Below are 23,829 nucleotides of genomic sequence, written 5' to 3'. Positions count from 1 at the left end.
GGTGGGGGACGGGGATTGGTCGCTTCGACGCTAGTCCCTCCCCTGGGACCGCGACAGTCGATCGAGGTCGTGGTGGAGGACGGTCCCGGACCGGTACCGGGCCCTCCCGGTGGCGCCCCGCGCGGGCCCGGCGGGGGCCCGCGGGGTGGCGGCCACGACCGCCGCCACGACCGTGCCCGAGGCCCCGGGAGCGGTGTCCAGGGCCCGCGCCGCCTCGGTCAGCGTGGCCCCCGTGGTGACCACGTCGTCGACCAGGACCAGCACCGCACCGGGCGGGCGTCGTGCGCCGGTCACCTCGAACGTGCCGGCCAGGTTGGCCCGCCGCTCGACCGCGGAGAGCCCCGAGGAGTCGCGGACCCGGCCGCGCCGGCGCAGCGCCCGGCACTCGTCGGCCGCCAGGCCGGCCGCCCGCAGCTCGGCCACGGCCCGGCCGGTCAGCTCGCGCACGTGGTCCCGGCCCCGGCTCCGGAGGGCGGCGCGGGACGCGGGGACCGGCACCAGCAGGAGCGGCGGCTCGCCGTCCACCCCGAGCCGGACGGCGGCGACGGCGAGGGCGAGCGCCGCACCCAGCGGCACCGCGAGCTCCGCCCGCCCGTGCTCCTTGAAGGCGTTGACCACCGGGCGCACCGGGCCGGCGTAGGCGGCGGCCGCCACGGTGGGCGGGAAGCCCGCCGGGAAGCGCCGGGGCGAGGCCAGGTGCGGCGCGGCCAGCAGCCGGGCGCAGCCGGGGCAGAGGACCGCGCCGGGGAGTCCGCACCCGGCGCAGCAGCGGGGCAGCACCAGGTCGGCCAGCGCCGCCCCCACCCTGCCGATCGTCGCGCTGAGCACCACGGCAGCCTATGGCCCCGTCCAGAGGCTCGGGTCGAGCGTGCGAGGACTGAGGACGACGGGGTCCTCCTCCTGTGGACGGCGCCCGGCTCAGGACGGGTAGAAGGGCGCCGTCCCCCGCAGCGGCTCGGCGCCGGGGACCAGCGTCACCCACCGGCCCCCGGACAGCTGCCAGACGGTGCCGCCGGCGCTCACCAGCGGCTGCCGCGAGGGGGCGACCGCCAGCGCGGTCGGCTGGCTGGGCAGCCCGGACGTGGAGACCGGGGCCAGGCCCCAGCCGTCGACCCCGACGGTGTACGGGACGATCCGGTCCTCGCCCGCGTCCCCCGCGAGCACCATGAGGCTGCCGCTGTCCCGCCAGCCGACGTCGATGACGCCGGACAGGGTGGGCGCGACGTCCCGCAGGTCGCGCAGCACCACCGCGCTGTCCCCCTCGGAGCGGACGACGGTGCCGACGTGGAGCCGGCGGCCCTGCGCCCCCTCGACGACGACCGCGGCACGGACGCCGTCGGGCGAGAGCTGCAGCACGTCCGCCCGCCCCAGCCCGGGGAGGGTCGGCGCGGCGACCGGCTGCGGCGGCCCCCCGGCGGGCACCCGGACCAGCTCGGCGCCGTCCCGCACCACCCACGCCTCCGTGCGCGTCGCGGCGACGGTCGGCGCGCTGATCGAGCTCCCGCCGAGCACGGGGGCCAGCTCGCCCCCGTAGGGCCCGGCGAGCAGTTCGGCACCGGCCTCGTCGCTGCGGACACCGGTGAGGAAGTTGAGCTGGCCGCTGGCCGCCGCGACGGCGGCACTGTCCAGGTCGTAGCGCCCCTCCCCCGCGGGGCCGGGGACCGCGTCGCCCCGCGGGACCGTGCGGACGGCCCCGGCCTCGACGTAGTGGCCGACCCCGTCGACGGGGACGGCGTCCGGGTCGAAGGAGGCCCAGTCCTCGACGGTCTGCTGCCGGGGCACGCCGCTGGGGGTCACCGGCTCGCCGTCGAGCAGGATGACGACGTTGGTGATCCGCGGCCGGACCAGCTGCTGCAGGCTCCAGACCAGCTGCGCGCAGACCTCGGCGAGGATCGGCGCGGGCTCCGCCGGCAGGCCGCTGAGCTCCACGGTGGCGGTCTGCCCCTCGACCGTGACGGTGGAGCCCAGCTCCACCCCGCTCAGGGGGTTGAGGACGCCGGCGGCCAGCGGCGCCGACGGCCCCGTGATCAGCCGCTCCACCAGCGCCGTGGGCTGGGACTCCCCGCGGATGAGGTAGCGGGGGTCGGGGACGACGCGCGACGCGGTCGGGTCGAGGAAGTAGGCGTCGATCGGGTCGTAGAGCCGCCGGAAGTCGGGCTCGAGCATGATCAGGCCGTCGGGTGGGTTGGTGATCCGCCACTCGCCGTCGACCTGCTGCAGGGTGAAGTCCCGGGTGAAGACGCCCCGCTCGGCGACGGTGAACACCCCGCGGGGGTCGACCGTCCCGATCAGGTTGGCGGTCACCGTGACCGCGCCCTCGTCCGTCGTCACGACGGCGTAGTCGGTGCCGATGACGCTGATCCCGCTGTCGTCGGCCCACGTCTCGGCCGGTCCGGGCGCCAGGTACTGCCGGGCCACCGGGTGGCGGCGCACCGTGCTGGCGGCCGCATCGATGAACTGGCGCACGATCTCCTCGGCGCTGGCCCCGGGCACCGGGGCGACGGGCTCGATGCCGACCGCCTCGGGCACCCGGGCCGGCGCCTGGGTGATCAGGACCGTCGCGGAGTCGGTGGGCACGGTGGAGCAGGAGACGAGCGTCAGCAGCGCGGTGAGCAGCGCCAGGACGACCGCGGGGCGACGGCGGATCACCGCAGCGCCCCCGGCCGGCGCAGCTTCACCGGCCGCAGCGGCAGCGGCGAGCTGGTCAGGTCGGTGCCCGCCACCAGCGGCAGCGTGAGCCGGAACTGCGCACCGGCGCCGGGCTGGCCCCACACCTGCAGCCAGCCGCCGTGCAGACGGGCGTCCTCGAGGCTGATCGACAGGCCCAGCCCGCTGCCGCCCACGGTGCGCACGCGGGAGGGGTCGGCGCGCCAGAACCGGTCGAACACGTGCTGCGCCTCCCCCGGGCTGAGGCCGACCCCGTGGTCGCGGACGGTGACCGCGGCCGCCGACCGGTTGGCCGCCAGGGTGATCTCCACCGGGTGCCCGGCCCCGTGCTCGATCGCGTTGCCGACCAGGTTGCGCAGGATCCGCTCCACCCGGCGGACGTCGACCTCGGCCAGGACCGCCTCGTCCGGCCGGGTGACCACGAGGTCGCAGGCGTGCCGCTCGGCCAAGGCGCTCATCCCGTCGACGACCCGGCCGACCAGCGCGCCCATGTCGGCCGGCGCGGAGTCGAGCACGGCGGCGCCGGCGTCGTACCGGCTGATCTCCAGCAGGTCGGTGAGCAGCGCCTCGAAGCGGTCGAGCTCGGCGCTCAGCAGCTCGGCGGAGCGGGCCACGTGCGCGGGGAAGTCGCCCCGGGCCTCGTGCAGCACCTCGGCGGCCATCTGCACGGTGGTCAGCGGCGTGCGCAGCTCGTGGGACACGTCGGAGGTGAACCGCTGCTGCAGCTGCGAGAGGCCCTCGAGCTGGGTGATCTGCCGCTGGAGGCTGTCGGCCATCGCGTTGAAGCTGGTCGCCAGCCGCGCGAGGTCGTCCTCGCCGCGCACCACCATGCGCTCCTCGAGCTGCCCCTCGGCGAGCCGCTGGGCGGTGCCGGCCGCCTGCCGCACCGGGTCCACCACCAGCCGGGTGACCAGGACACCGATGCCGACCACGAGCAGCGTGAGGGCGACCCCGCTGATGAGCACCGTGGTGCGGATCAGGCCGAGGCTCTCCTGCTCCTGCTGGAGCGGGAAGACGTAGTAGAGCTCGATGCGGTCGGGGCCGGTGGCGTCACCGGTGACCGGCGCGCCCACCACCAGGCTCGGCCGGGGGTCGCCGACGTCGCCGGGGACCATGTCGTACTTCGAGGCCTGGTTGCCGGCGTCCACCGCGGCCCGGAGCTCCTCGGGCAGCGCGGCGGTGAGGGGCCGGCGGTTCGTGGCGGGGATCTCGGCCCCGGCGGAGGGCCGGTAGACCATGACGACGTCGAAGTCGCCGGCCGCGCCGCCGCGGTCCAGCAGCTGGTTCACCGTGCGGGCCAGGGTGGCGCGGACGCTGGCGGCGTCGCCGGTCGCGATGCCGGCGACCTCGCTCTGGGCGTACACGACACCGGCCTGGACCTGGTCGATCGCGGCCTGCCGCTTGACGTCGAGCAGCTGGTCCTTGATCTGGCTGAACAGCACCAGGCTGACGATCACCACCACGGTGCCGGCGAGCAGCATGGTGATGGCGCCGATGCGGACCTGCAGCGACGAACGCCAGGTCTGCGCCGCCCGGGCGCCGAGCTCGTGGAGGGTCCGCCGCGTGCGGCGGCGTGCCCGCCCGGCCCGGCGGCGCAGCCCGCGCCCGAGCCGGACGAGCTCGTCGCGGGTGCCCGGCCGGCCACCTGCCCCCTGCGGGGGGCGACCCGCACCCGTGCCCGTCTCGGGGGTCCGGGTGGCGGTCACCGCTCCAGTGTCACCCGGCCGGCGCCCGATGCGGGGAGCCCGCACAGGGTGACGCGCGACTCGCCCCCGGTCGCGGTGCCGCGGCTCACGGTGGGCCGGCCTTGTAGCCCACGCCGCGCACGGTGAGCACGACCTCGGGCTTCTCGGGGTCCTTCTCGACCTTGGCGCGAAGCCGCTGCACGTGCACGTTCACCAGGCGGGTGTCGGCGGCGTGCCGGTAGCCCCACACCTGCTCGAGCAGGAGCTCGCGGGTGAAGACCTGGCGCGGCTTGCGGGCCAGTGCGACCAGCAGGTCGAACTCCAGCGGGGTCAGCGCGATGGGGACGCCGTCCCGGCTGACCTGGTGCGCCGGGACGTCGATCTGCACGTCGCCGATGCTCAGGTTCTCCGCCTGCCCGGTCTCCCCGCGGCGCAGCTGCGCCCGGACGCGGGCGACGAGCTCGACGGGCTTGAACGGCTTGGTGACGTAGTCGTCGGCCCCGGCCTCCAGCCCCTGGACGACGTCGATCGTGTCGCCCTTGGCGGTGAGCATGACGATGGGCACCGTCGACTGGGTGCGGATGTCCTGGCAGATCTGCAGGCCGTTGCGGCCGGGCAGCATCAGGTCGAGCAGCACCAGGTCCGGCCGGGTCTGCTGGAAGACGCCGACGGCCCGGTTGCCGTCGGAGACGAAGGCGGGTTCGTACCCCTCGCGCCGCAGCACGATGCCGAGCATCTCGGCGAGGGCGGCGTCGTCGTCGACGACGAGGACACGGCCGCGGCTGGGCCCGTTCTGCGGAGCGGTGGGGGGCACGGCGACCATTCTGCGCTGTTCAGGGCGCCGAGGGGGCTGCACCCCACCCGCCAGGGTGGCTGCCGGGACGGCTGGGACCCCCTTGCCACCCCAGGGCACAGGAAGCTCCCCCTGCGCATCAGGGCCCGAAGACGCAGGTGGAGCTTCCTGTGCCCCCTGTGGTGACGTGCTGGAACGGCCCCTCGCAGGGCCCCACCACGAGCGGAGCGAGTGGTGGGGGGCGAGGGGGTCCTTTCAGTAGCGGTAGTGGTCGCTCTTGTAGGGGCCTTCGACGGGGACCCCGATGTAGTCGGCCTGCACCTTGGTCAGCTCGGTCAGCTTCACGCCGAGCGCATCGAGGTGCAGCCGCGCCACGTGCTCGTCGAGCTTCTTCGGCAGCACCGTGACGCCGGGGGTCTGCCCCTCGTAGGCGGCGCGGTTGTTCCACAGCTCGATCTGGGCGAGCACCTGGTTGGAGAAGGAGGCGCTCATGACGAAGCTGGGGTGCCCGGTGGCGTTGCCGAGGTTCAGCAGCCGCCCCTCCGACAGCAGGATGATCGTGTGGCCGTCGGCGAACCGCCACTCGTCGACCTGCGGCTTGATCGTCGTCCGCTCGACGCCGGGGGTGCGGGCCAGGCCGGCGACGTCGATCTCGTTGTCGAAGTGCCCGATGTTGCCGATGATCGCCTGGTGCTTGGTCCGGCCGAGCTGCTCGGCCGAGATGATGTCCTTGTTGCCGGTCGCGGTGATGATGATGTCGGCCTTGCCGATGACCTCGTCGAGCGTGGTCACCTCGTAGCCGTGCATCGCCGCCTGCAGCGCGTTGATCGGGTCGATCTCGGTGACGATCACGCGGGCACCCTGGCCGCGGAGCGACTCCGCGCAGCCCTTGCCGACGTCCCCGTAGCCGCAGACCACGGCCACCTTGCCGCCGATCATCACGTCGGTGGCGCGGTTGATGCCGTCGATGAGCGAGTGCCGGCAGCCGTAGAGGTTGTCGAACTTGCTCTTGGTGACCGAGTCGTTGACGTTGATCGCCGGGAAGAGCAGCCGGCCGTCGCGGGCCAGCTCGTACAGGCGCATGACGCCGGTGGTGGTCTCCTCGGTGACGCCCCTGATGCCCTGGCCGATGCGGGTCCAGTACCCGGCGTCGGTGGCCAGCGTGCCGCGGAGGACGTCCAGGATGACGCCGTACTCCTCGGAGTCGGCGTCGGTGGTGTCGGGGACGACGCCGTCGGCCTCGAAGCGGGTGCCCAGGTGCACGAGCAGGGTGGCGTCGCCGCCGTCGTCGAGCAGCATGTTCGGGCCCACGACCTCACCGGCCTCGTCACGGAACTCGAACAGCCGCTGGGTGCACCACCAGTACTCCTCGAGCGTCTCGCCCTTCCAGGCGAAGACCGGCACGCCGGCCGGCTGCTCGGGGGTGCCCTCGCCGACGACGATCGCGGCGGCGGCGTGGTCCTGGGTGGAGAAGATGTTGCAGCTGACCCAGCGGACGTCGGCGCCCAGCGCGGTCAGCGTCTCGATGAGGACGGCGGTCTGCACGGTCATGTGCAGGGAGCCGGCGATCCGCGCGCCGGCCAGGGGCTGCGCGTCGCCGTACTCGGCACGCAGCGCCATGAGGCCGGGCATCTCGTGCTCGGCGAGCTGGATCTCCTTGCGCCCGAACGGCGCCAGGGAGAGGTCGGCGACCTTGAAGTCGCCGTCGGTCAGCGTGCGGGTGCCAGTGCTGGCGGTCAAGAGAAGCTCCAGGTCCGGCCCGGCTGAGGAGCCGGGCCTCGGGTCGGATGCGTGGTCGCTGCGATCCCCGCCCACGGCGGGGAGAGCGAGCATGCCGAGGCTTCGGCGGGGCTCGTGCCGTGGTCCAGCCTACGTCGTCGGACGGCCATCCGCGGCCGGTGATGCCTGGCGGTCCTGCCGCAGGGGCGCCCCCGGTGTCACGATCCGGGCCACCACCTGCTCGTTGTTGGACGTGTAGGCCTCGTAGCAGACGGTCGCGCCGGAGGCCTCCAGGTACTCCTGCCAGGCGAGGTGCTCGCCGCCCTCCTGCCAGCCCGGGTAGTTGAAGTACTCGTCGAAGAGCACCACCGACCCGGCGACCAGCCGCGGCCCCACCAGCGACAGCACGGTCACCGCCGAGGAGTACAGGTCGCCGTCCACGTGCAGGAAGTGGACGGGCCCGGGGTGCTGGTCGAGGAAGCCGGGGAGCGTCTCGTCGAACCAGCCGGTGACCAGCTCCGCCCCCTCGACCCGGGGGATCCGGTCCACGGCGAAGGCACCGGCGCGCACGTGCGGCCGGTAGTCCGCCGGCAGCCCCTGGAAGGAGTCGAAGCCGTAGACCTCCCTCCCCTCGCGGGACGCCGCGATGATCCGGAGGGAGCGGCCCTGGAAGACGCCGAACTCCAGCGCCATCCCGCCCGGTGGCGCGATCTCGAGCGCGTACCGCAGCGTGCTCTCGGGGTCGTGGAACTCCCGGCCGGTCGGCATGGCCTGGCGCACCCAGCGGGCAGAGCTCAGCGCGGCCTCCCGTTCACCGGCCGCCAGCAGGTCCCGCCTGGCCCGGAACTCCGCCTCCCCGACGATCCGCTCCACCTCGGAGCGGACGATGCGGGTCATCCGTTCCTCGAAGGGGCGCACCAACCAACCGTCGATCCGCCGCCGCACGGCGCCCCTCACGGTGCCGGCACCCTGCCCGTCCGCCATGCGCTCTCCCTTCCGCGGCACCCGGCGCGAACCGGCTCCCGCGATGTCTCGCCGATGGGTCCTGCTACCGGTCGTCGAACAGCCGCGCCCAGGTGTCCCGGCTGCTCAGCTCCGGCAGACGACGGCGGTACTCGTCGCGGGCGCGCTCACCCTCGCGCGCCAGCCGCCACAGGACCGCGGCCCCCTGCCGGGCGAGCTCGAGCATGCGGTCGCGGTCGAAGGAGCGGACGCGCACGCCCGACTGCGAGGGGTCGGTGACGACGGCGGTGTCGAACCGGGCCACGTGCCACCACTGGGCGTCGCCGGCGGCGATCGCGGCGGTTCCCCGCGGCCGGCGCAGCAGCTGCGACAGGATCCGCTTCCCCAGCACCGCGCGCACCATGGACGGGTCGCCCGCCGACACCTCCTTGGGCATCGCCGCGGCGGGGATGCCCGGAACCGCGGACGCCGGGTGGGTGGCCGTCTCCGGGTGCTCGCTCCACAGCTTCCGGACCACCGAGACGGTCTCCGCCCCGCCGTCCGCCAGGACGTCGGGGCCGCTCAGGAAGTCCTCCACCGCCCGCAGCATGAGCGCTGCGAGGCCGTACCGCATCGACACCAGGTAGTCGGTCAGCTGGCGCGCCAGGTGCTCGACGATGCGACGCCGGTCGAAGTCGCTGTGCAGGGCGCTGACGATCAGGGAGTTGCGGAAGCTGAAGTACCGCGACCAGTCGTCCCAGTTCTTCCACGCGAAGTCGGCGTGCCAGACGCCCGCCCCGGGGAGCGTCACGGTGGGGAACCCGGCCGCCCGCGCACGCAGGCCGTACTCGATGTCGTCCCACTGGAAGAACATCGGCAGCGGGTACCCGATCGCGTGGACGACCTCCGAAGGCACCAGGCAGGTCCACCACGCGTTGTAGTCCGCGTCCACCCGGACGTCCTGCTGCTCCTCGGTGAGGTCGGCGTCGGCGAGGGCGCCCGCCACCGGCCGGCCGGCGCGCAGGATGGCCAGATCGGCCGTCTCCGCACCCACGTGCAGCCGGTCGGGGTGCAGCAGGTTGAGCATCTGACCGCCCACGAGCAGCGGCTCGTCGGCGCAGTCGGCGAGCGCCCGCAGCCGCAGCACGCTGTCGGGCTCCAGCCGGATGTCGTCGTCCATGAGCAGGAGGTCGACCGGGCTGCCCGCCGCCTCCCCCAGGGCCTCGTAGATGCCGCGCGTGAAGCCGCCGGCACCGCCGAGGTTGGGCTGCCGGACGTAGCGCAGCGCGGCGCCGAGCGCATCGCGGACCGCGGCGAAGCCGGCACGGGAGTCGACGGTGTCGGTCCCCTGGTCGACGACGTACACGGCCCCGAGGTCACCGGCGACCTCGGGATCGGAGGCGAGCGTCTCCAGGGTTGCCAGGCAGTCGTCGGCCCGGTTGAAGGTGCAGATGACCACCGCGGTCTCGCGGCGCGGCCGGTGGGCGGCCACCGACCAACGAACCCGCTCGACGGTCATCCTCGAGTCGGCGGTCTGGAGCTCCAGCCACAGCGCCCCGCCGTCGACGAACCGGTCCAGCGCGACGGTGAGCGCCACGGTGTCCTGCGAGGCGTCGTCGGCGCTGTGCGCCGCCACCGTGCGCGGCCTGCCGTCGCCGTCCGAGGCGACGACCCGCAGCGTCCCCGACCCGCTGACGACGGCGGTGACCTCGACCTCGCGGACCGACGTCCAGCGCTGCCAGTAGGACGCCGGGAAACGACCGAAGTAGGTGTTGGTGGTGACGACGGCGTGCCCGTCGACGACCACCCGGTCGCGGTCGCGCAGCATGACGCCCTGGGTGGCCACGCTGTACAGCTCGTCGGGTGCCTGGGGCGTGGGGCCGCGGAACAGGGTCCGCTGCGCGACCAGCCTGCCGGGACCGGGCGGTCCTCCGCCGTCCCGACCCTCCGGGCCGGTCGCCTCACGCGTGTGCAGAACCATGGGCCGAACGATCCTCCCACCAGACGAACGGCGCCCGAGGGCGCCCTTGATGATCAAAACTAGACGGGCTCACGCCGTTCGGCAGAGGAGCGCCCTCGGGGCGGACGCACGGGCCGGGGGTCGTCACGGAGAGCGAACCCCTGTTCCCGTCCCACCACGGCCGGTGCGCCGCCGCAGCGAGCGGAACCAGAGGAGCGCCTGGAGCGCGGCCACCGTCGCCGCTCCCGCGGCCACGGCGGCGCCGGCCCGGAGTCCCGGCGGCCGGTGGGTGAGGACGAGCGTCCCCTCACCTTCCGGGACCGCGGCCACGATCAGGCCGGCCGGCCCGTCGACGAGGTCCACCTCCCGGCCGTCGACGGTCGCGGTGTAGCCGGGCCAGGCGAGCCGTGCGAAAGCGATGCGCCCGGCCCGGTCCGCGTCGTAGCGGACCGTCTCCTGCTGCGGACCGGCCGCGCTCCCCAGGACCTCCACGCCGGACGAGCTCCACGAGACCCGCCCCGTGCCGTCGAGCGGCTGCTCGCGCACCCACACCGTCCGGACGTCGTCCCTCTCGAGCACCTGCCACCCCGGCGGCGGCTCCTGCGCCGCCGGGCCGGGCAGCAGCGAACGCTGGATGACCAGCGTGGAGACCCGCATCGCGTCGACCAAGGGCACCGGGATCCCCTCACCGGCCGGTTCCCACAGGCGGTCGAACGCTTCCGGGCAGACGGCGCCGCGGTAGTCCATGCACAGCTCCGTGCCGAACTCGAGGAATCCGATACCGCTGTAGCTGCCGACGGCCCGGGCGCCGGCGGCGCGCGGCAGGTTGCCGAAGAGGATCTCCCCCCGGGCCATCTGCTCGCTCGTGACACCCTCGAGCGCGGCCAGCTGGAGCACCGTCCCCTCGTAGCCGACGGCACCCGCCGCCATGCGGTCCAGGTCGTGCGGCGGGTAGGTCGCGGGGTCGGGAGCCGGCTGCGGCAGGGTGCTCGTCTGCAGGAACAGCACGAGGACCGTGCCGACCACGCCGACCGCTCCGAGCGCCGGCATCCCGCGGCGCAGCCCCGACGCCAGCGCCGCGGCGACGAGTGCGGCCACCAGCACCAGCCCGGCGAGGTGGATGCGGTCCATCTCGGCCGGTCGCACCGCCCAGGCGAGGTACGCGCCGACCAGCACGACGGCACCGCTGGCGGCTGCGCGTCGCCGGACGCGGTCGGTGGCGAGGCCGGCGGACAGCACGACGGCGAAGCAGACCGCAGCCGCGAGGTACAGGTGCTCGATGAGCCGGACGGGCCAGCGGAACAGCCACAGGTTGGAGGGGCCGAGGGCGGCCAGCAGGAAGAAGCCACCGACGACGGCGAGGCTGACCAGCGAGCGGGGCGGGCGGCGCAGCGCATGCCACCGCAGCCAGGGCAGCAGGGGCAGCACGAACCAGGCGAAATAGGTGGAGGGGACGCGTTCCACGAGCGCGCCGTTCCAGTTGAGCATGGCCGGCAGGTACGTGGGCGAGCTGGCGGCCACCAGGTCGCCCACGTCCGGGACGAGGAACGTGTCGTTGGCGACCACCGCCAGGGTCTGCCGGGCCGACACCGGGTTGGTGCCCAGCAACGGCAGGAACACCGCCAGGGCGAGCGCTCCGACGCAGGCGCCCATCACGATCAGGTGGGCCAGCCTGGCGAACCGCCGCTGGAGGAGCAGCTCGACGGCGATCGCCCCCAGCACCACCACCAGCCCCAGCGCCGCGTAGGGGCTGCCGGTGGTCATCGCCAGCGCACCGAAGAGGAAGGGCACGAAGGGGTTGAGCCGGCCACGGGAGTGCCGGCGGGCCGCCCACCAGAAGTGGGTCACCCAGGTGAACGCGAACAGCCCGGCGGGCCAGCCCGATGCCTCGTACCAGAGCGTGAAGCCCGACACCGGGACCGCGGTCGCCACCAGGACGGCCGGGATGCGGCCGGCCCCGCACTCCCGGGCCAGCAGGAACACGCCGGCTGCCAGGACGGCGAGCATCTCGATCATGACCACGGCAGAGGCCAGCGAGAGGTCCTCGAAGAAGGACACCAGGACGAAGTTCAGCAGGTTGACCGGGTTCCAGATGCCCAGCAGCGCCTCGGCGGCGTAGTTCCCGCCCACCCATCCCGCCGGGTCCATCGTCGGCCACCGGCCGTCCCGCAGCTGCTCGCCGAAGACGTGCCAGAGCGGTGCGAACTGCTCGACCTGGTCCCCGACGTAGAAGAAGTGCTCGCCCCGCCACTGCGGGATGGTCCCGATGACCGCCGTCAGGACGCCGACGCCGAGCGCGACGAGCCAGTCGGGCGCCCGCAGCAGAGGTCCGAGGCGACCACGCCGCTCCGGCGGCGACGACCGACCGGCCGTCTCCGACGCGACCGAGGCCCCGGTGGCCTCGGCGACCTCGGCGCTCACCGCCGGCCCCCGGACGCCGACACGGCACCGCTGCCGATGTCACCGGCGGGCCCGGCCGGCCGGCCCGCGAGCAGCCGGCGGGAGAGCAGGAAGGTCACGGGGATGGCGGCCGCGGCGGCGACCAGCGGGGCGACGCGCTCGGCCAGGCCCAGCCACTCCACCAGGACCACCACCCCGACCGTGGTCAGGAGGTAGTTCGTCGCGTTGGTGAGCGGCCAGAGGGCGAACTTCCGCCACGTGGGCCGGGTCCTGAACGTCCACAGCGTGTTCAGGAAGAAGGAGCCGACCATGGCGACGACCAACGCCAGCAGGTGGGCGACGAGGTACGGCACGACGACGTGCAGGAGCAGGTAGGTGCCGTAGTAGACGCCGGTGTTGATCACCCCGACGACGGCGAACCTGGCGACATGCTGGAGCATCAGCCGCGGCCGGCCCTCGACTCCCGCTGCCCGGTGACCGGCTCCGACTGCCACGGGTCCTCCGCGTCCCCACCGACGGCGCCACCGTGGGCTCCCGGCCCACCAGGTGCCGCGGAGGCCACGTTGTTCTCGAACAGCAGCGTCTCGCGCACCGGCGCCCGGGTGCGGCGGGGCGCCTGCACCCCGGGTTCGTGGTCGCTCGCCTCGGCGACGATGAAGTGCGGGCGCTGCTTGGCCTCGAAGTAGATCCGCCCGACGTACTCGCCGATGACCCCCAGGAAGAGCAGCTGGAGGCCACCCAGACCGAGGATCGCCGTGACGAGCGTGATGTACCCGGGGACCGCGATGCCCCCGAAGACGGCGGCGACGATCAGGTAGCCCACGTACGTGAAGGACAACGCCGTCACCAGCAGACCGACGTAGATCGCCAGGCGCAGGGGGGCGTTGTTGAACGACATGATGCCGTCGACCCCGTAGTTCAGCAGCCGGCGCAGCGTCCACTTGCTCCCGCCGGTGCCCTGCCGGGACTCGTTGCGGTAGTCGACGTGCGCGGTGGGGAAGCCGATCCAGGAGAACAGCCCCTTGGAGAACCGGTTGTACTCCCCCATCTGCAGCAGCGCGTCGACCGCGCGGCGGCTCAGCAGCCGGAAGTCCCCGACGCCGTCCTCCATCTGCACCTCGACCAGCGAGTTCGCCAGGCGGTAGTAGAGGCGGGCCAGCACGGTCCGGGCGAGCGCATCCCCCTCCCGCGTGCGCCGGGCCACGACCTGGTCGTAGCCCTGCCGGTGCAACGCGAGCATCTCCACGAGCAGGCGCGGCGGGTGCTGGAGGTCGGCGTCCATGATCACGACGACGTCGCCGGAGGCGTAGGCCAGGCCGGCCAGCATCGCCGACTCCTTGCCGAAGTTCCGGCTCAGGGAGACGTAGCGCACCCGCGGATCGGCGTCGTGCAGCAGTCGCACCACCCCCATCGTCCGGTCGCGACTGCCGTCGTCGACCAGGACGATCTCCACGTCGACCCCGGCGTTCTCGACGGCGTCGAAGACACGCGACACGAGCTGCGGGAGCACCTCTTCCTCGTTGTGGCAGGGCACCACCACGGACAGCAGCATGCGTTGTTCCTCCTCCGGTCCGGCTCCCAGCCTCCCAGGTCACCGCGGACCGTGACACGGACCGGGCCACGGTCATCGGTCCAGGTTGCTACGCCGACGGCCATCCCGCCCGCCGGACCACCGGGTCGCCCCCGCACGGGTCGCGGCTGCCCTCGGCCCGACGGCGGGGCGGATCACTCGCAGCCGACGCCGTCGCCGTCACCGTCCAGGCCCGGCGACCACCCCGGGTCACCGGCGCGGATCGGAGCTGCGCCGTGGGCACGGACCGCGGAGCAGTCCCCGTAGGCGGCGGTTCGCGGTGCGGTCTCGCTCGCCGCCGTCCCCGCACCGACCGGCAGCGGCTCACCCGGGCATCCGGCGAGCACCCTGGCGATCGCGTCACCCTCGGCCGCGGTCATCCACAGACCGTAGGCAGCCTTCACGGCGACCTGCCGGGCCACGTAGGCGCAGCGGTACCGACCGTCCGGTGGCAACCAGGTCGCGGCGTCTCCGTCACCCTTCTGCATGTTGAGCGGCCCGTCGACGGCGAGCAGGTTCAGCGGGTCGTTGGCGAAGCGGATCCGTCGCTCCTCGTCCCAGGTCCGGGCGCCCTTCTGCCAGGCGTCCGAGAGCGCGACCACGTGGTCGATCTGCACGTCGTCACTGGTGTCCTGGCCGCGCTGGAAGGCGATGGTGCGCCCCGAGTACGGGTCGGCGAGGGTGCCGGTCACGACGACGCAGTCCCGGGTCCCCGGCTCGGTCGTCTCCCCGGTCAGGTCGCGGGCCAGGACGTCGTTGCGCGTGTCGCAGCCGTTGCGGTCGGTGTCGACCCAGCCGGGGCCGAACTCGTCGCGGTCGTAGCCGGTCCTCGGGGCGCGGCCCTTCACCTCCAGCCCCTCCAGGGCGGCCAGGGCCGATCCGGCGACCGGCGCGGGCGCCTCGGCCGTCACCCCGGTCCGGTCGCCGCTCCCGGCGACGTCGACCACCTCGCAGCCGGTCAGCAGACCGAGCGCGAGGACCGCACCGGCCAGCCGGCGGGAGCGGGATTCGGGTCGGACGTGCACGCAACTCCCCCAGCAGCCGGACGGCGACCGGGCCGACGCTAGGCCGGGAGCACGGCCGCCCCTCGGCGCAACGCCGGGGTGGCCGGCGTCTCAGCTGAGGTTGGTCGTCGCCCGGTAGAGGACGGCCGGACCGCGTGCGGTGACCGGTGCGCCGGCCGGGAGGAAGGCGGCGCGCCCCTTCTCCAGGGTCAGCTCACCGTCGACCGAGGCGAGGACCGCGACCCCCTCCGTGCACAGCAGCAGCTGCGGCCCCCGCGTGGTGAGCACCCCCGCCTGCTCGTCGAGGTGCACGCGGGTGAGGTCGAAGTCCTGGACGGGGACCGGGTAGCGCAGCCCGCCGGGGCCGAGCACCGGGTGGATCACCGGGACCTTGCCGTCGGTGAAGTCGAGGACCTCGATCAACGCCGCCAGGTCGACGTGCTTGGCCGTCAGCCCACCGCGCAGCACGTTGTCCGAGCTGGCCATGACCTCGACGCCCGCGCCCGAGAGGTAGGCGTGCAGGTTCCCCGCAGGGAGGAAGACCGCCTCGCCGGGGGCCAGCTTGAGGTGGTTGCACATCAGCGAGATGACCACCCCGGGGTCACCCGGGTAGGTCTCCGCGAGGCTCGCCGCCCACCGGTAGGTGTTGATGAACTCGGGGTCGTGCGCCGCCACGAAGCGGGCGGCCGCCCTGGCCACGGCGGACACCAGCTCGGTGCGCCGCTCGCCGGTCAGCGCCAGCAGCTGCGGGATCGCCGCGCGCAGGCCACCACGCGCCAGGGCGGCGATGGTCGGCTTGAGCTCGGGGACCTGCAGTTTGGCCAGGCAGTGCAGCGACTCCTCGACCGGCCGGAAGCCGCAGAGCGCCTCGAACGTGGTGAGCGCCAGCAGGAGCTCGGGCTTGTGGAAGGGGTCCTTGAAGGTGCGCGTCGGGTCGTCGTGCGGGATGCCGGCGGCCTCCTCGGCCGCGTAGCCGGCCTCCGCCTGCGCCGTCGTCGGGTGGGCCTGCAGCGAGAGCGGCGTCTCCGCGGCGAGCACCTTCATCAGGAAGGGGAGGCGCGCGCCGAAGCGCTCCACGACCGCAGGGCCGAGCAGCCGGTCGGGCTCCTCGGCGATCGCCTTGTCCAGCGGGCGGCCGTCGGAGAGCACGCTGGGCTCATCGGGGTGCGCGCCCACCCACAGCTCCGCGTGCGGGCGTTCCGCGGGGACGGGCTCACCCAGGAGTTCGGGGATGACGGTCCGGCTCCCCCACGGGTAGAACCGCACGCCGTTGCTCAGCTGCCACATCGTCCGGACAGATTACGGCCCGCCCCGGCGCCGCCGGGCGCAACTCACCCCCGAGGGGAAGCGAGTCCACCCCCAGCCTCTCTCAGTGCGCCTCGGTGCCGGCCTTCGAGCGGTGCACCGTCAGGTTCATCACCAGCACGACCAGGGCCCCGACCACGAGGCCGAGGAGCGCGCTGGCGAGCGTGTTGACCAGCCACCCGACGACCCCGCCGAGGGCGCCGGTGGCGTCGTGGGCGGCCTCCTCCAGGTGGTGCACCACGTCGTACAGCCCGTGCCAGCCCAGCTCCTCGGTGCCCACCAGGATGATGTGCCCGCCGACCCAGAGCATCGCGGCGGTGCCGACGACGGTGAGGGCGGACAGCAGCTTCGGCATGCCCCGCACCAGGGCGCGGCCGAACGCGGCCACGCGCTTGCCGGTCCGCTGGGCCAGGCTGAGCCCGACGTCGTCCATCTTCACGATCACGCCGACCACGCCGTACACGAGGACGGTGATGCCCACGGCGACGACGACGAGGATGATCGCCCGTGACCAGAACGCCTCGGCGGCCACCTCGTTCAGCGAGATGACCATGATCTCGGCCGACAGGATGAAGTCGGTGCGCACCGCCCCGGAGACGATCGTCTTCTCGTCCGGGAGCGCGTCCTCCACCGTCGCGTGCGACTCCTGGTGGCCGCTGACCCGGTGCCAGATCTTCTCCGCGCCCTCGTAGCAGAGGTAGGCGCCGCCGATCATCAGGATCGGGGTCAGCAGCCACGGCAGGAACTGGCTCAGCAGCAGGATCGCCGGGAGGATGACCAGCAGCTTGTTGCGCAGCGAGCCCAGGGCGATCTTCCGGATGATCGGCAGCTCGCGCTCGGCGTTCAGGCCGTGCACGTACTGCGGGGTGACGGCCGTGTCGTCGACGACGACGCCGGCGGCCTTCATGCTGGCCCGCCCGGCGGCCGCGCCGATGTCGTCGATGGAGGCGGCGGCTGCGCGCGCCAGCACTGCGACGTCGTCGAGCAGGGCTACGAGTCCACCGGCCAAGGGAGTTCCTTCCGATCGGTCAGCACCGGTGTGCTGTCGCAATGATGGTGGACCGTCCGGGGCCCGCGCGCGTCCTCAGGGACGCTGGGCGCGCTCGAGGTCGAGGGCGAGCGCGAGGTAGACGGCGCTGAAGTCGGCGACCGCCAGCTGGCGCGCCACCCGCGGCAGCCGGCCGAACCGCTCGGGCTCCCCGTGCTCGGCCAGGCCGCTGACCGGCACGCTGCGGGCGGCGGCGGTGCTCAGCACCTGCTGCATCGCCTCCCCCGCCGAGCGCGGCTCCCGTTCTCCGGCGTCGTCCTGCCCGCCGGCCTCGCTGTCGCGGATCGTCAGCAGCCGCAGCCGCCGGCCGGTGTCGTCGGCGCGGTCGCGGAAGAAGTCGTCGGCGGCGTCCTGGGGCGCCAGCGGCCCCCCGAGGACGGCGCAGGCGGCCACCCGCTGGTCGGGCAGCCGGAACTCGGTGGCCGGCAGACCCGCGAGGGTGGCGAGCTGGTCGGCGATCCGGGTGGCGGCAGCGCCCGCCAGCGGCCCCTCCGAGGCGATCACCGGCAGTGCGTCGAGCAGCTCCAGGGCCAGGCTCTTGGCCGGGTTCACGAACGTCTCCCGCGCCGGGCCGCACTCCCCGGCCACCTCGTCCAGCGCGGCCGCGACCACCTCCGGGTCGGCCACCCCCTGCGCCAGCAGCCCGAGGTCGGTGGCCAGCTGCAGCATCGGGGTGAGCAGCGACCACAGGGTGGCGTGCCGGACCCGGGTGCGCGGCAGCGCCACGTAGGGCGCCCGCGCGGAGGCGCACACGCTGCGCAGCGGTGCGTCGTCGCCCCCGATGCCGACCAGGGAGACCCCGCGGCGGGCGGCCTCGTAGGCCGGCGCGACCGCGTAGGCGCCGGCTCCGGTGCGGGTCGCCACGACGGCGATGTCGCTCGGGCCGGTCCACACCGGCAGCGCCGGACCGGGGACCACGTCCACGGTGACCGGGCTCGAGGGGCCGAGGAGAGCCCGCAGGACGGAGGCGGCGACGGCGCCCTCCCGCCGGGCGACGACGACCAACCCGCGGGGCCGGCCGCCCTCGGTGACCCGTTCCAGGCCGGCCTCCTCGGTCAGCCGCGTGGTCTCCCGCACCTGCGCGCCCGCCCCGGCGACGGCCGGCAGCAGGCCGCGCGGGTCGCGGGCGCGCAGCAGCTCCAGGTCGTCGAGGACCTCCTCGGCGAACTCCGGCGAGGTCACCGCGTGCCGGTCCTCATCCGCGCTGCCGCGCCTCGTCCAGCAGCAGGACCGGGATGCCGTCGCGGACGGGGAAGGCCCGGTCACAGGTGCCGCAGACCAGCTCGCCGGCCGCCTCGTCGACGGTCAGCGGCGTGTGGTGGGTGTCCGGGCAGGCGAGGATCGCCAGCAGCTCGGGGTCGAGCCCCAGGGGGCCGCCGGCCGGGGTGCTCTGGGTTCCGGTCATTCCCGCTCCTGTCCCGCGCGCACGGTGCCGAGCACCCGGTCGCGCACCTCGCTCATCCGCGCCTGGTCCGGCGCCTCGACGTTGAGCCGCAGCAGCGGCTCGGTGTTGCTGGCCCGCAGGTTGAACCACGCGCCGTCGGGCAGCTCGACGGTCAGGCCGTCGAGCTCGTCGACCGTCACGCCGTCCTCCTTCTCGAAGAGCTCGCGCACCGCCGCCGTCCGCTCCCCCGCATCGGCCACCGTCGAGTTGATCTCGCCGGAGGCCGCGTAGCGCGCGTACGCGGCGGTCAGCCCGGACAACGGCCGGCTCTGCTCGCCCAGCGCCGCCAGCACGTGCATGGCCGCGAGCATGCCCGTGTCGGCCCGCCAGAAGTCGCGGAAGTAGTAGTGCGCGGAGTGCTCGCCGCCGAAGACGGCGTCGGTGCGGGCCATCTCCGCCTTGATGAACGAGTGCCCCACCCGCGTGCGCACCGGCTGCCCGCCGTGCTCGCGGACGATCTCGGGCACCGCCCGCGAGGTGATCAGGTTGTGGATGATCGTCGTCCCGCGACCCTTGGCCAGCTCCCGCACGGCCACCAGCGCCGTGATCGCCGACGGGCTCACCGGCTCGCCCCGCTCGTCGACGACGAAGACCCGGTCGGCGTCGCCGTCGAAGGCCAGGCCGATGTCGGCGCCGTGCTCCACGACGCCGCGCTGCAGGTCGACCAGGTTCGCCGGGTCCAGCGGATTGGCCTCGTGGTTGGGGAACGAGCCGTCCAGCTCGAAGTACATCGGGACCACGTCCAGGGGCAGGTCGGCGAGGACGACGGGCACCGTGTGCCCGCCCATCCCGTTGCCCGCGTCGACGACGACCTTCAGCGGCCGGATACCGGAGAGGTCGACCAGCGAACGCAGGTGGGCGGCGTACTCGGGCAGGACGTCCCGCGACGACACCGTGCCGACCCGCTCGGGGGCGCGCTCGTAGGCGTCCCGCTCGGCCCACTCCCGGATGGTGACCAGCCCGGAGTCCTGGCCGATGGGGGCGGCCCCGGCCCGGCACAGCTTGATGCCGTTGTACTGCGCGGGGTTGTGGCTGGCCGTGAACATCGCCCCGGGCAGGTCCAGCGAGCCGGCGGCGAAGTACAGCAGGTCGGTGGAGCCCAGCCCCGCCTCGACGACGTCGACGCCGCGCCCGATGACGCCCTCGGCGAAGGCGCGGGAGAGCGGGATGGACGACTCGCGCATGTCGTGGGCGGTCACCACCGCCGTCGCGCCGGTCTCGGCGTGCACGAACTCGGCGAAGGCCGCGCCGATCGCCCGGGCGACGTCCTCGTCCCACTGGTCGGGGACGACCCCGCGGACGTCGTAGGCCTTGATGAGGGCCGAGAGATCTCGCACCCCACGACACTATCGGCGCGCCTGGCGAGGTGCTGGAACCGGCCTCGTCCCAGGGTCCCGCGGCGTGCGGAGCGCGTCGTGGGGTGGGGCGCGGTCCTTCTAGGGCAGGTCGGGAAGGACCCGCAGGTGGCCGCGGCGGATGCCGCTGCCGTCGTCGGCGGGGTCGCGCGGCGGCTCGGGCCGGGCGGCCTCGCGGACGGCGTCGGCGAGGGCGAGCAGGTCGTCGCCGGTCGGCCCGACGTCGTCGATGTCGATCTCGTGCCGGACGACCTCCCAGCCGCGCGGGACGGTCAGCCGCTCGGCGTGGAACTCGCACAGGTCGTAGCTGTGCGGCTCGGAGTACGTCGCCAACGGGCCCACGACAGCGGTCGACTCCGCGTAGACGTAGGTCAGGGTCGCCGCTGCCGGTTGCGCGCAGCCGCTGCGCGAGCAGCGCCGTGACTGCCTCACCACCGGTTCCTCACGCAGGGCACAGTAATCGCGCCCGGCCGTGCGCGACAGCAGGCGCACCGGGAAACCGGCTGTGGCGCCCCATCCTGCACGATGACCCCGTGGGCATCGTCACCGGTCGGACGCGGGGTGCGGCCCCGCACGGCCGGACGCGGGGAAACCTCCGGCGGACGGTCCCGGGCCCCGGCGTGTCGGCTCCCGCCGTACCCTGCGTGCAGTCATGAGCCACCCCTCGCGCCGCCGCCCCCGTTCCCGCCGCGACCGCCACGGTCGCGGCCTGCGAGGACGCCTGGTGCCCGCCCAGGTACCGCTGTCGCGCAGCCGCGCCGAGCAGTTCGACGACCTGGTGCTGGACGCGGTCGAGGACCTGGAGCGCCGCTGGGAGCGTGAGCTGGCCGGCGTCGAGTTCGCCGTCGAGGACGTGCCGTGGGTGGAGCACACCGATCCCGACGAGGCGCTGCTGGACGCCGACGTGCTCGACGACGCGGGCGTCCCCCTCGCCCGCCTGCTGCCGGCGCGCCGCGAGAAGGGCGAGGACGTGCCGCCGCGGATCGTGGTCTACCGGCGGCCGCTGGAGCTGCGCGCGCACGACCGCGAGGACCTCGCCGACCTGGTGCGCGACGTCGTCGTCGACCAGGTGGCCACCCTGCTGGGCCGCGACCCCGAGGAGATCGACCCCGCGGGCTGATCACCCGGCGGCTCCGGACCGGTGTGCCGCCTGCCCGGCAGGCGCTGCTGGGATGCTGGGCGTGATGGACGTCGGCACCGCATCCGTGGGGATCGCCCTCGGGGCCGTCCTCGTGGCGCTCGTCCTGGCGTGGGCCCGATCCGCCCGCGGCCGCGCGCGCGATCGGTCGCGCGCCCGCGTCGACGACCTGGCGGACTTCCTGGAGCACCCGCCGGGCACCCGGGAGGAGCCGCCGCGGGCCGCCGGCTGGGTCGGTCTCGCGCCGGGACCACCCGCCCCGCTCAGCGGTGCCACCGCAGGCCGGTGGTGGGTAGCGGCCGGCGCCGCCGTCACCGCGCTGGCGCTGGCGGGCGCCGTGGTGGTCGCCACCGGTGGCGGCGGGGGGCGATCCACCCTCCCGGTGGCCACCCGCCCCGCCGGCCAGGAGCCGGACGCCGGGACCCTCGAGGCGGACCTCGCGTTCGCCGGCCTGGTGCTCGAGCAGCGGGCCGTGGGCATCACGGCCGCCTACCCCGAGGCGCAGCTGACCACCGGCGGCGAGGGGACGCGGCTGACGGTCCGCCTGCCCACCTACAACTGCCTCGCCGCGGTCGCTCCGCCCGACCCGGAAGCGGCCGGGTGCGTCGCCGCCGCCGTCGAGCAGGGCACCGTGCAGACGCCCGACCTCCGGCTCGAACGGAGCGGCGGCCGGTTGCTCCTCAGCGGGGAGCTGGCCACCTGGACGGACCCCACGGGGTCACCGCCGGAGCCCACCGGCCGGGTCTACCCCCTGCAGCTGACCCTGTCCCCCGGGGACCAGGTCGCCGCCGGAGGCTGGCGCGACGTCCTCGGCCGGCTCGAGCTCGGAACCGAGAGCGCCCCGGCCGACGAGGGCAGCCGGGTCCGCGCCGCGGGCTGACGGCGCCGCCTGCCCGCAGCCCGGCCGCTCAGACGGAACCGGTCAGGTACTGCTCCAACGCGTCCCGCCAGCCGCGCGGCCGGTAGCCCGTCGCGCGGACCTTCGCCAGGTCGAGCACGGAGTTGAGCGGCCGCGGTGCGACACCCTCCTTGCCGCCGAAGTACTCGGCGGTGCTCACCCCCGTCACGTCATCGGCGGAGCGCCCGCGGGCGGCGTACACGAGCCGGGCCACGTCGGCCCAGGAGCCGGGTTCGCCGTCGCCGGTGAGGTTGTAGGTGCCGTAGGGGGCCCGGGTCTCCACCAGGTGCCGGATCCCGGCGGCGAGGTCCGCCGTGAAGGTGAGCCGGCCGATCTGGTCGTCGACCACCGACGGCGAGATGCCACGGTCGGCGAGGCCGGCCATGGTGCGCACGAAGTTGCCCCCCTCCCCCACCACCCAGGTGGTGCGCACCAGCCAGTGGCGCTCGACGGCGGCCGCGCGCGCGTCGCCGTCGGCCTTGCTGCGGCCGTAGACGCTCAGCGGCGAGGGCGGCAGGTCCTCCGGGATGGGCCCGGGATGCGTGCCGTCGAAGACGTACTCGCTGGAGACGTGGACGAACGCCGCTCCGGCCCGGTCGGCAGCCTCCGCGAGGTGCCCGACGGCGTCGACGTTCGCGGCACGGACCGCGGCCAGGTTCGCCGGGTCCTCCGCGGCGTCGACCGCCGTCCACGCGGCGGCGTTCAGCACGACGTCGACGCCGGTCCAGTCGAACGCCGCCACGGCGGCGGGATCGGTGACGTCGAGGGCGGCCCGGTCGAGGGCGACCGCGCCGGGGAACTCCCGCCCCAGCGCCCGGCCCAGCTGCCCGCCCGCGCCCAGGACGACGGCGTTCACTGGCCGCGCGCGGCGTAGGCGGCCTCGACCTGCTCCTTCTGCGGCCGCCACCAGTCCTCGTTGCCCCGGTACCAGTCGATGGTCGCCGCCAGGCCGTCGCCGAACTCGGTGTAGCGCGGGGTCCAGCCCAGTTCGCTGCGCAGCTTGGTGGCGTCGATCGCGTAGCGCAGGTCGTGGCCCACCCGGTCGGTGACGTGGTCGAACGCGTCGGCCGGCTGCCCGGTCAGCTCCAGGATCAGCCGCAGGACCTCGAGGTTGTTCCTCTCGCCGTCGGCGCCGATGAGGTAGGTCTCACCCGAGCGGCCCTTGTCCAGGATCGTGTGCACGGCCGAGTTGTGGTCGTCCACGTGGATCCAGTCGCGCACGTTCTCGCCGGCGCCGTACAGCTTGGGCCGGAGGCCGGAGAGCACGTTGGTGATCTGGCGCGGGATGAACTTCTCGACGTGCTGGTAGGGCCCGTAGTTGTTCGAGCAGTTCGAGATCGTGGCGTGGATGCCGAAGGAGCGCACCCACGCCCGCACCAGCAGGTCCGAGCCGGCCTTGGTCGAGGAGTACGGGCTGCTGGGGTTGTACGGCGTCTCCGGCGTGAACTTCGCCGGGTCGTCGAGCTCCAGGTCGCCGTAGACCTCGTCGGTGGAGATGTGGTGGTAGCGCACGCCGTGCCGGCGCACCGCCTCGAGCAGGGTGAACGTGCCGACGACGTTGGTCTCCAGGAACGGCGAGGGGTCCCGCAGCGAGTTGTCGTTGTGGCTCTCCGCGGCGAAGTGCACGACGACGTCGCTGCGGCCCACCAGCCGGTCGACGACGTCGGCGTCGGCCACCGACCCGTGGACGAACTCGATCTGGTCGCGGACCCCCTCCAGGGAGGCCTCGTTCCCGGCATAGGTGAGTGCGTCGAGCACGACCACCTCGTACTCGGGCCGCTCGCGCAGCGTCTGGTGCACGAAGTTGGCGCCGATGAACCCGGCACCCCCGGTGACGAGCATGCGCATCGCTTGCTGAACCCTTCGTCGTCGCCTCCCGTCGAGGCGACGCCCCGACCGGC

General features: G+C 74.2%; 21 protein-coding genes. 2 read left to right on the top strand and 19 right to left on the bottom strand.

Features of this window, described 5'->3' with window-relative positions; all coding sequences use genetic code 11:
• Positions 1-30: 30 nt before the first annotated feature.
• The 17 genes from ACI794_RS00480 to ACI794_RS00400 all read right to left on the bottom strand — a co-directional run bounded on the left by ACI794_RS00480 (position 31) and on the right by ACI794_RS00400 (position 20,324).
• Positions 31-828 carry a ComF family protein gene (locus tag ACI794_RS00480; protein WP_456602802.1) on the bottom strand — a complete coding sequence of 266 codons (798 nt, stop codon included), beginning with the start codon at positions 826-828 and terminating at the stop codon, positions 31-33.
• A gap of 90 nt (positions 829-918) precedes the next feature.
• A complete protein-coding gene (locus ACI794_RS00475; protein ID WP_456602803.1) occupies positions 919-2,649 on the bottom strand; it encodes an LpqB family beta-propeller domain-containing protein in 1,731 nt (576 codons plus the stop codon).
• Entirely contained in the window at positions 2,646-4,373 is a 1,728-nt protein-coding gene (gene mtrB, locus ACI794_RS00470; RefSeq protein WP_456580623.1) for an MtrAB system histidine kinase MtrB, read from the bottom strand. Before mtrB ends, ACI794_RS00475 begins: the two co-directional genes overlap by 4 nt.
• Positions 4,374-4,458: 85 nt before the next feature.
• Positions 4,459-5,175 carry an MtrAB system response regulator MtrA gene (gene mtrA / locus ACI794_RS00465; protein WP_456580624.1) on the bottom strand — a complete coding sequence of 239 codons (717 nt, stop codon included), beginning with the start codon at positions 5,173-5,175 and terminating at the stop codon, positions 4,459-4,461.
• Between the two features lie 225 nt (positions 5,176-5,400).
• Complete coding sequence (gene ahcY / locus ACI794_RS00460; RefSeq protein ID WP_456615456.1) at positions 5,401-6,885, bottom strand: adenosylhomocysteinase; 1,485 nt, start codon at positions 6,883-6,885, stop codon at positions 5,401-5,403.
• A 129-nt stretch (positions 6,886-7,014) separates the two neighbouring features.
• On the bottom strand, positions 7,015-7,848 hold the full coding sequence (locus ACI794_RS00455; protein ID WP_456602805.1) for a class I SAM-dependent methyltransferase: 834 nt from the start codon (positions 7,846-7,848) through the stop codon (positions 7,015-7,017).
• 64 nt (positions 7,849-7,912) lie between these two features.
• Positions 7,913-9,787, bottom strand: coding sequence for a glycosyltransferase (locus ACI794_RS00450; protein WP_456615455.1), 1,875 nt, complete (start codon positions 9,785-9,787; stop codon positions 7,913-7,915).
• A 123-nt stretch (positions 9,788-9,910) separates the two neighbouring features.
• Positions 9,911-12,187: a hypothetical protein gene (locus ACI794_RS00445; protein ID WP_456615454.1), complete on the bottom strand. Its 2,277-nt coding sequence runs from the start codon at positions 12,185-12,187 to the stop codon at positions 9,911-9,913.
• On the bottom strand, positions 12,184-12,606 hold the full coding sequence (locus tag ACI794_RS00440; protein WP_456615453.1) for a GtrA family protein: 423 nt from the start codon (positions 12,604-12,606) through the stop codon (positions 12,184-12,186). The genes ACI794_RS00445 and ACI794_RS00440 overlap by 4 nt, the downstream gene beginning before the upstream one ends.
• The gene (locus ACI794_RS00435; protein WP_456615452.1) at positions 12,606-13,718 is read right to left on the bottom strand and encodes a glycosyltransferase family 2 protein; all 1,113 of its coding nucleotides are present in this window, start codon (positions 13,716-13,718) and stop codon (positions 12,606-12,608) included. Before ACI794_RS00435 ends, ACI794_RS00440 begins: the two co-directional genes overlap by 1 nt.
• 173 nt (positions 13,719-13,891) lie before the next feature.
• Positions 13,892-14,761 (bottom strand): HNH endonuclease family protein, encoded by an 870-nt coding sequence (locus ACI794_RS00430; RefSeq protein ID WP_456615451.1) that lies wholly within the window; start codon positions 14,759-14,761, stop codon positions 13,892-13,894.
• A gap of 90 nt (positions 14,762-14,851) precedes the next feature.
• Positions 14,852-16,027, bottom strand: coding sequence for a mannose-6-phosphate isomerase, class I (gene manA, locus ACI794_RS00425; RefSeq protein ID WP_456602811.1), 1,176 nt, complete (start codon positions 16,025-16,027; stop codon positions 14,852-14,854).
• Positions 16,028-16,109: 82 nt separating this feature from the next.
• A complete protein-coding gene (locus ACI794_RS00420; RefSeq protein ID WP_456602812.1) occupies positions 16,110-17,054 on the bottom strand; it encodes a DUF808 domain-containing protein in 945 nt (314 codons plus the stop codon).
• Between the two features lie 75 nt (positions 17,055-17,129).
• Positions 17,130-18,275, bottom strand: coding sequence for an SIS domain-containing protein (locus tag ACI794_RS00415; protein ID WP_456602813.1), 1,146 nt, complete (start codon positions 18,273-18,275; stop codon positions 17,130-17,132).
• A gap of 13 nt (positions 18,276-18,288) precedes the next feature.
• Positions 18,289-18,498, bottom strand: a complete 210-nt coding sequence (locus ACI794_RS00410) for a Trm112 family protein (RefSeq protein ID WP_456580635.1) — start codon at positions 18,496-18,498, stop codon at positions 18,289-18,291.
• Complete coding sequence (locus tag ACI794_RS00405) at positions 18,495-19,874, bottom strand: phosphomannomutase/phosphoglucomutase (protein WP_456602814.1); 1,380 nt, start codon at positions 19,872-19,874, stop codon at positions 18,495-18,497. The genes ACI794_RS00410 and ACI794_RS00405 overlap by 4 nt, the downstream gene beginning before the upstream one ends.
• 99 nt (positions 19,875-19,973) lie before the next feature.
• A complete protein-coding gene (locus ACI794_RS00400; RefSeq protein ID WP_456580637.1) occupies positions 19,974-20,324 on the bottom strand; it encodes a DUF3499 domain-containing protein in 351 nt (116 codons plus the stop codon).
• A gap of 292 nt (positions 20,325-20,616) precedes the next feature.
• Here ACI794_RS00400 and ACI794_RS00395 point away from each other — a divergent pair, with 292 nt between their 5' ends.
• A complete protein-coding gene (locus ACI794_RS00395) occupies positions 20,617-21,012 on the top strand; it encodes a metallopeptidase family protein (protein WP_456602815.1) in 396 nt (131 codons plus the stop codon).
• 64 nt (positions 21,013-21,076) lie between these two features.
• Positions 21,077-21,910 carry a hypothetical protein gene (locus tag ACI794_RS00390; protein ID WP_456602816.1) on the top strand — a complete coding sequence of 278 codons (834 nt, stop codon included), beginning with the start codon at positions 21,077-21,079 and terminating at the stop codon, positions 21,908-21,910.
• A 28-nt stretch (positions 21,911-21,938) separates the two neighbouring features.
• Here the strand turns inward: ACI794_RS00390 and ACI794_RS00385 are convergent, their stop codons facing one another.
• The gene (locus tag ACI794_RS00385) at positions 21,939-22,784 is read right to left on the bottom strand and encodes an SDR family oxidoreductase (RefSeq protein WP_456602817.1); all 846 of its coding nucleotides are present in this window, start codon (positions 22,782-22,784) and stop codon (positions 21,939-21,941) included.
• Positions 22,781-23,776 (bottom strand): dTDP-glucose 4,6-dehydratase, encoded by a 996-nt coding sequence (gene rfbB / locus ACI794_RS00380; protein ID WP_456602818.1) that lies wholly within the window; start codon positions 23,774-23,776, stop codon positions 22,781-22,783. Before rfbB ends, ACI794_RS00385 begins: the two co-directional genes overlap by 4 nt.
• Between the last annotated feature and the right edge of the window lie 53 nt (positions 23,777-23,829).

The sequence above is a fragment of the Blastococcus sp. SYSU DS0541 genome, from assembly GCF_054050875.1.
The sequence above is the reverse complement of the archived record's forward strand: the minus strand, read 5'-3'. Positions and strand labels throughout refer to the sequence as shown.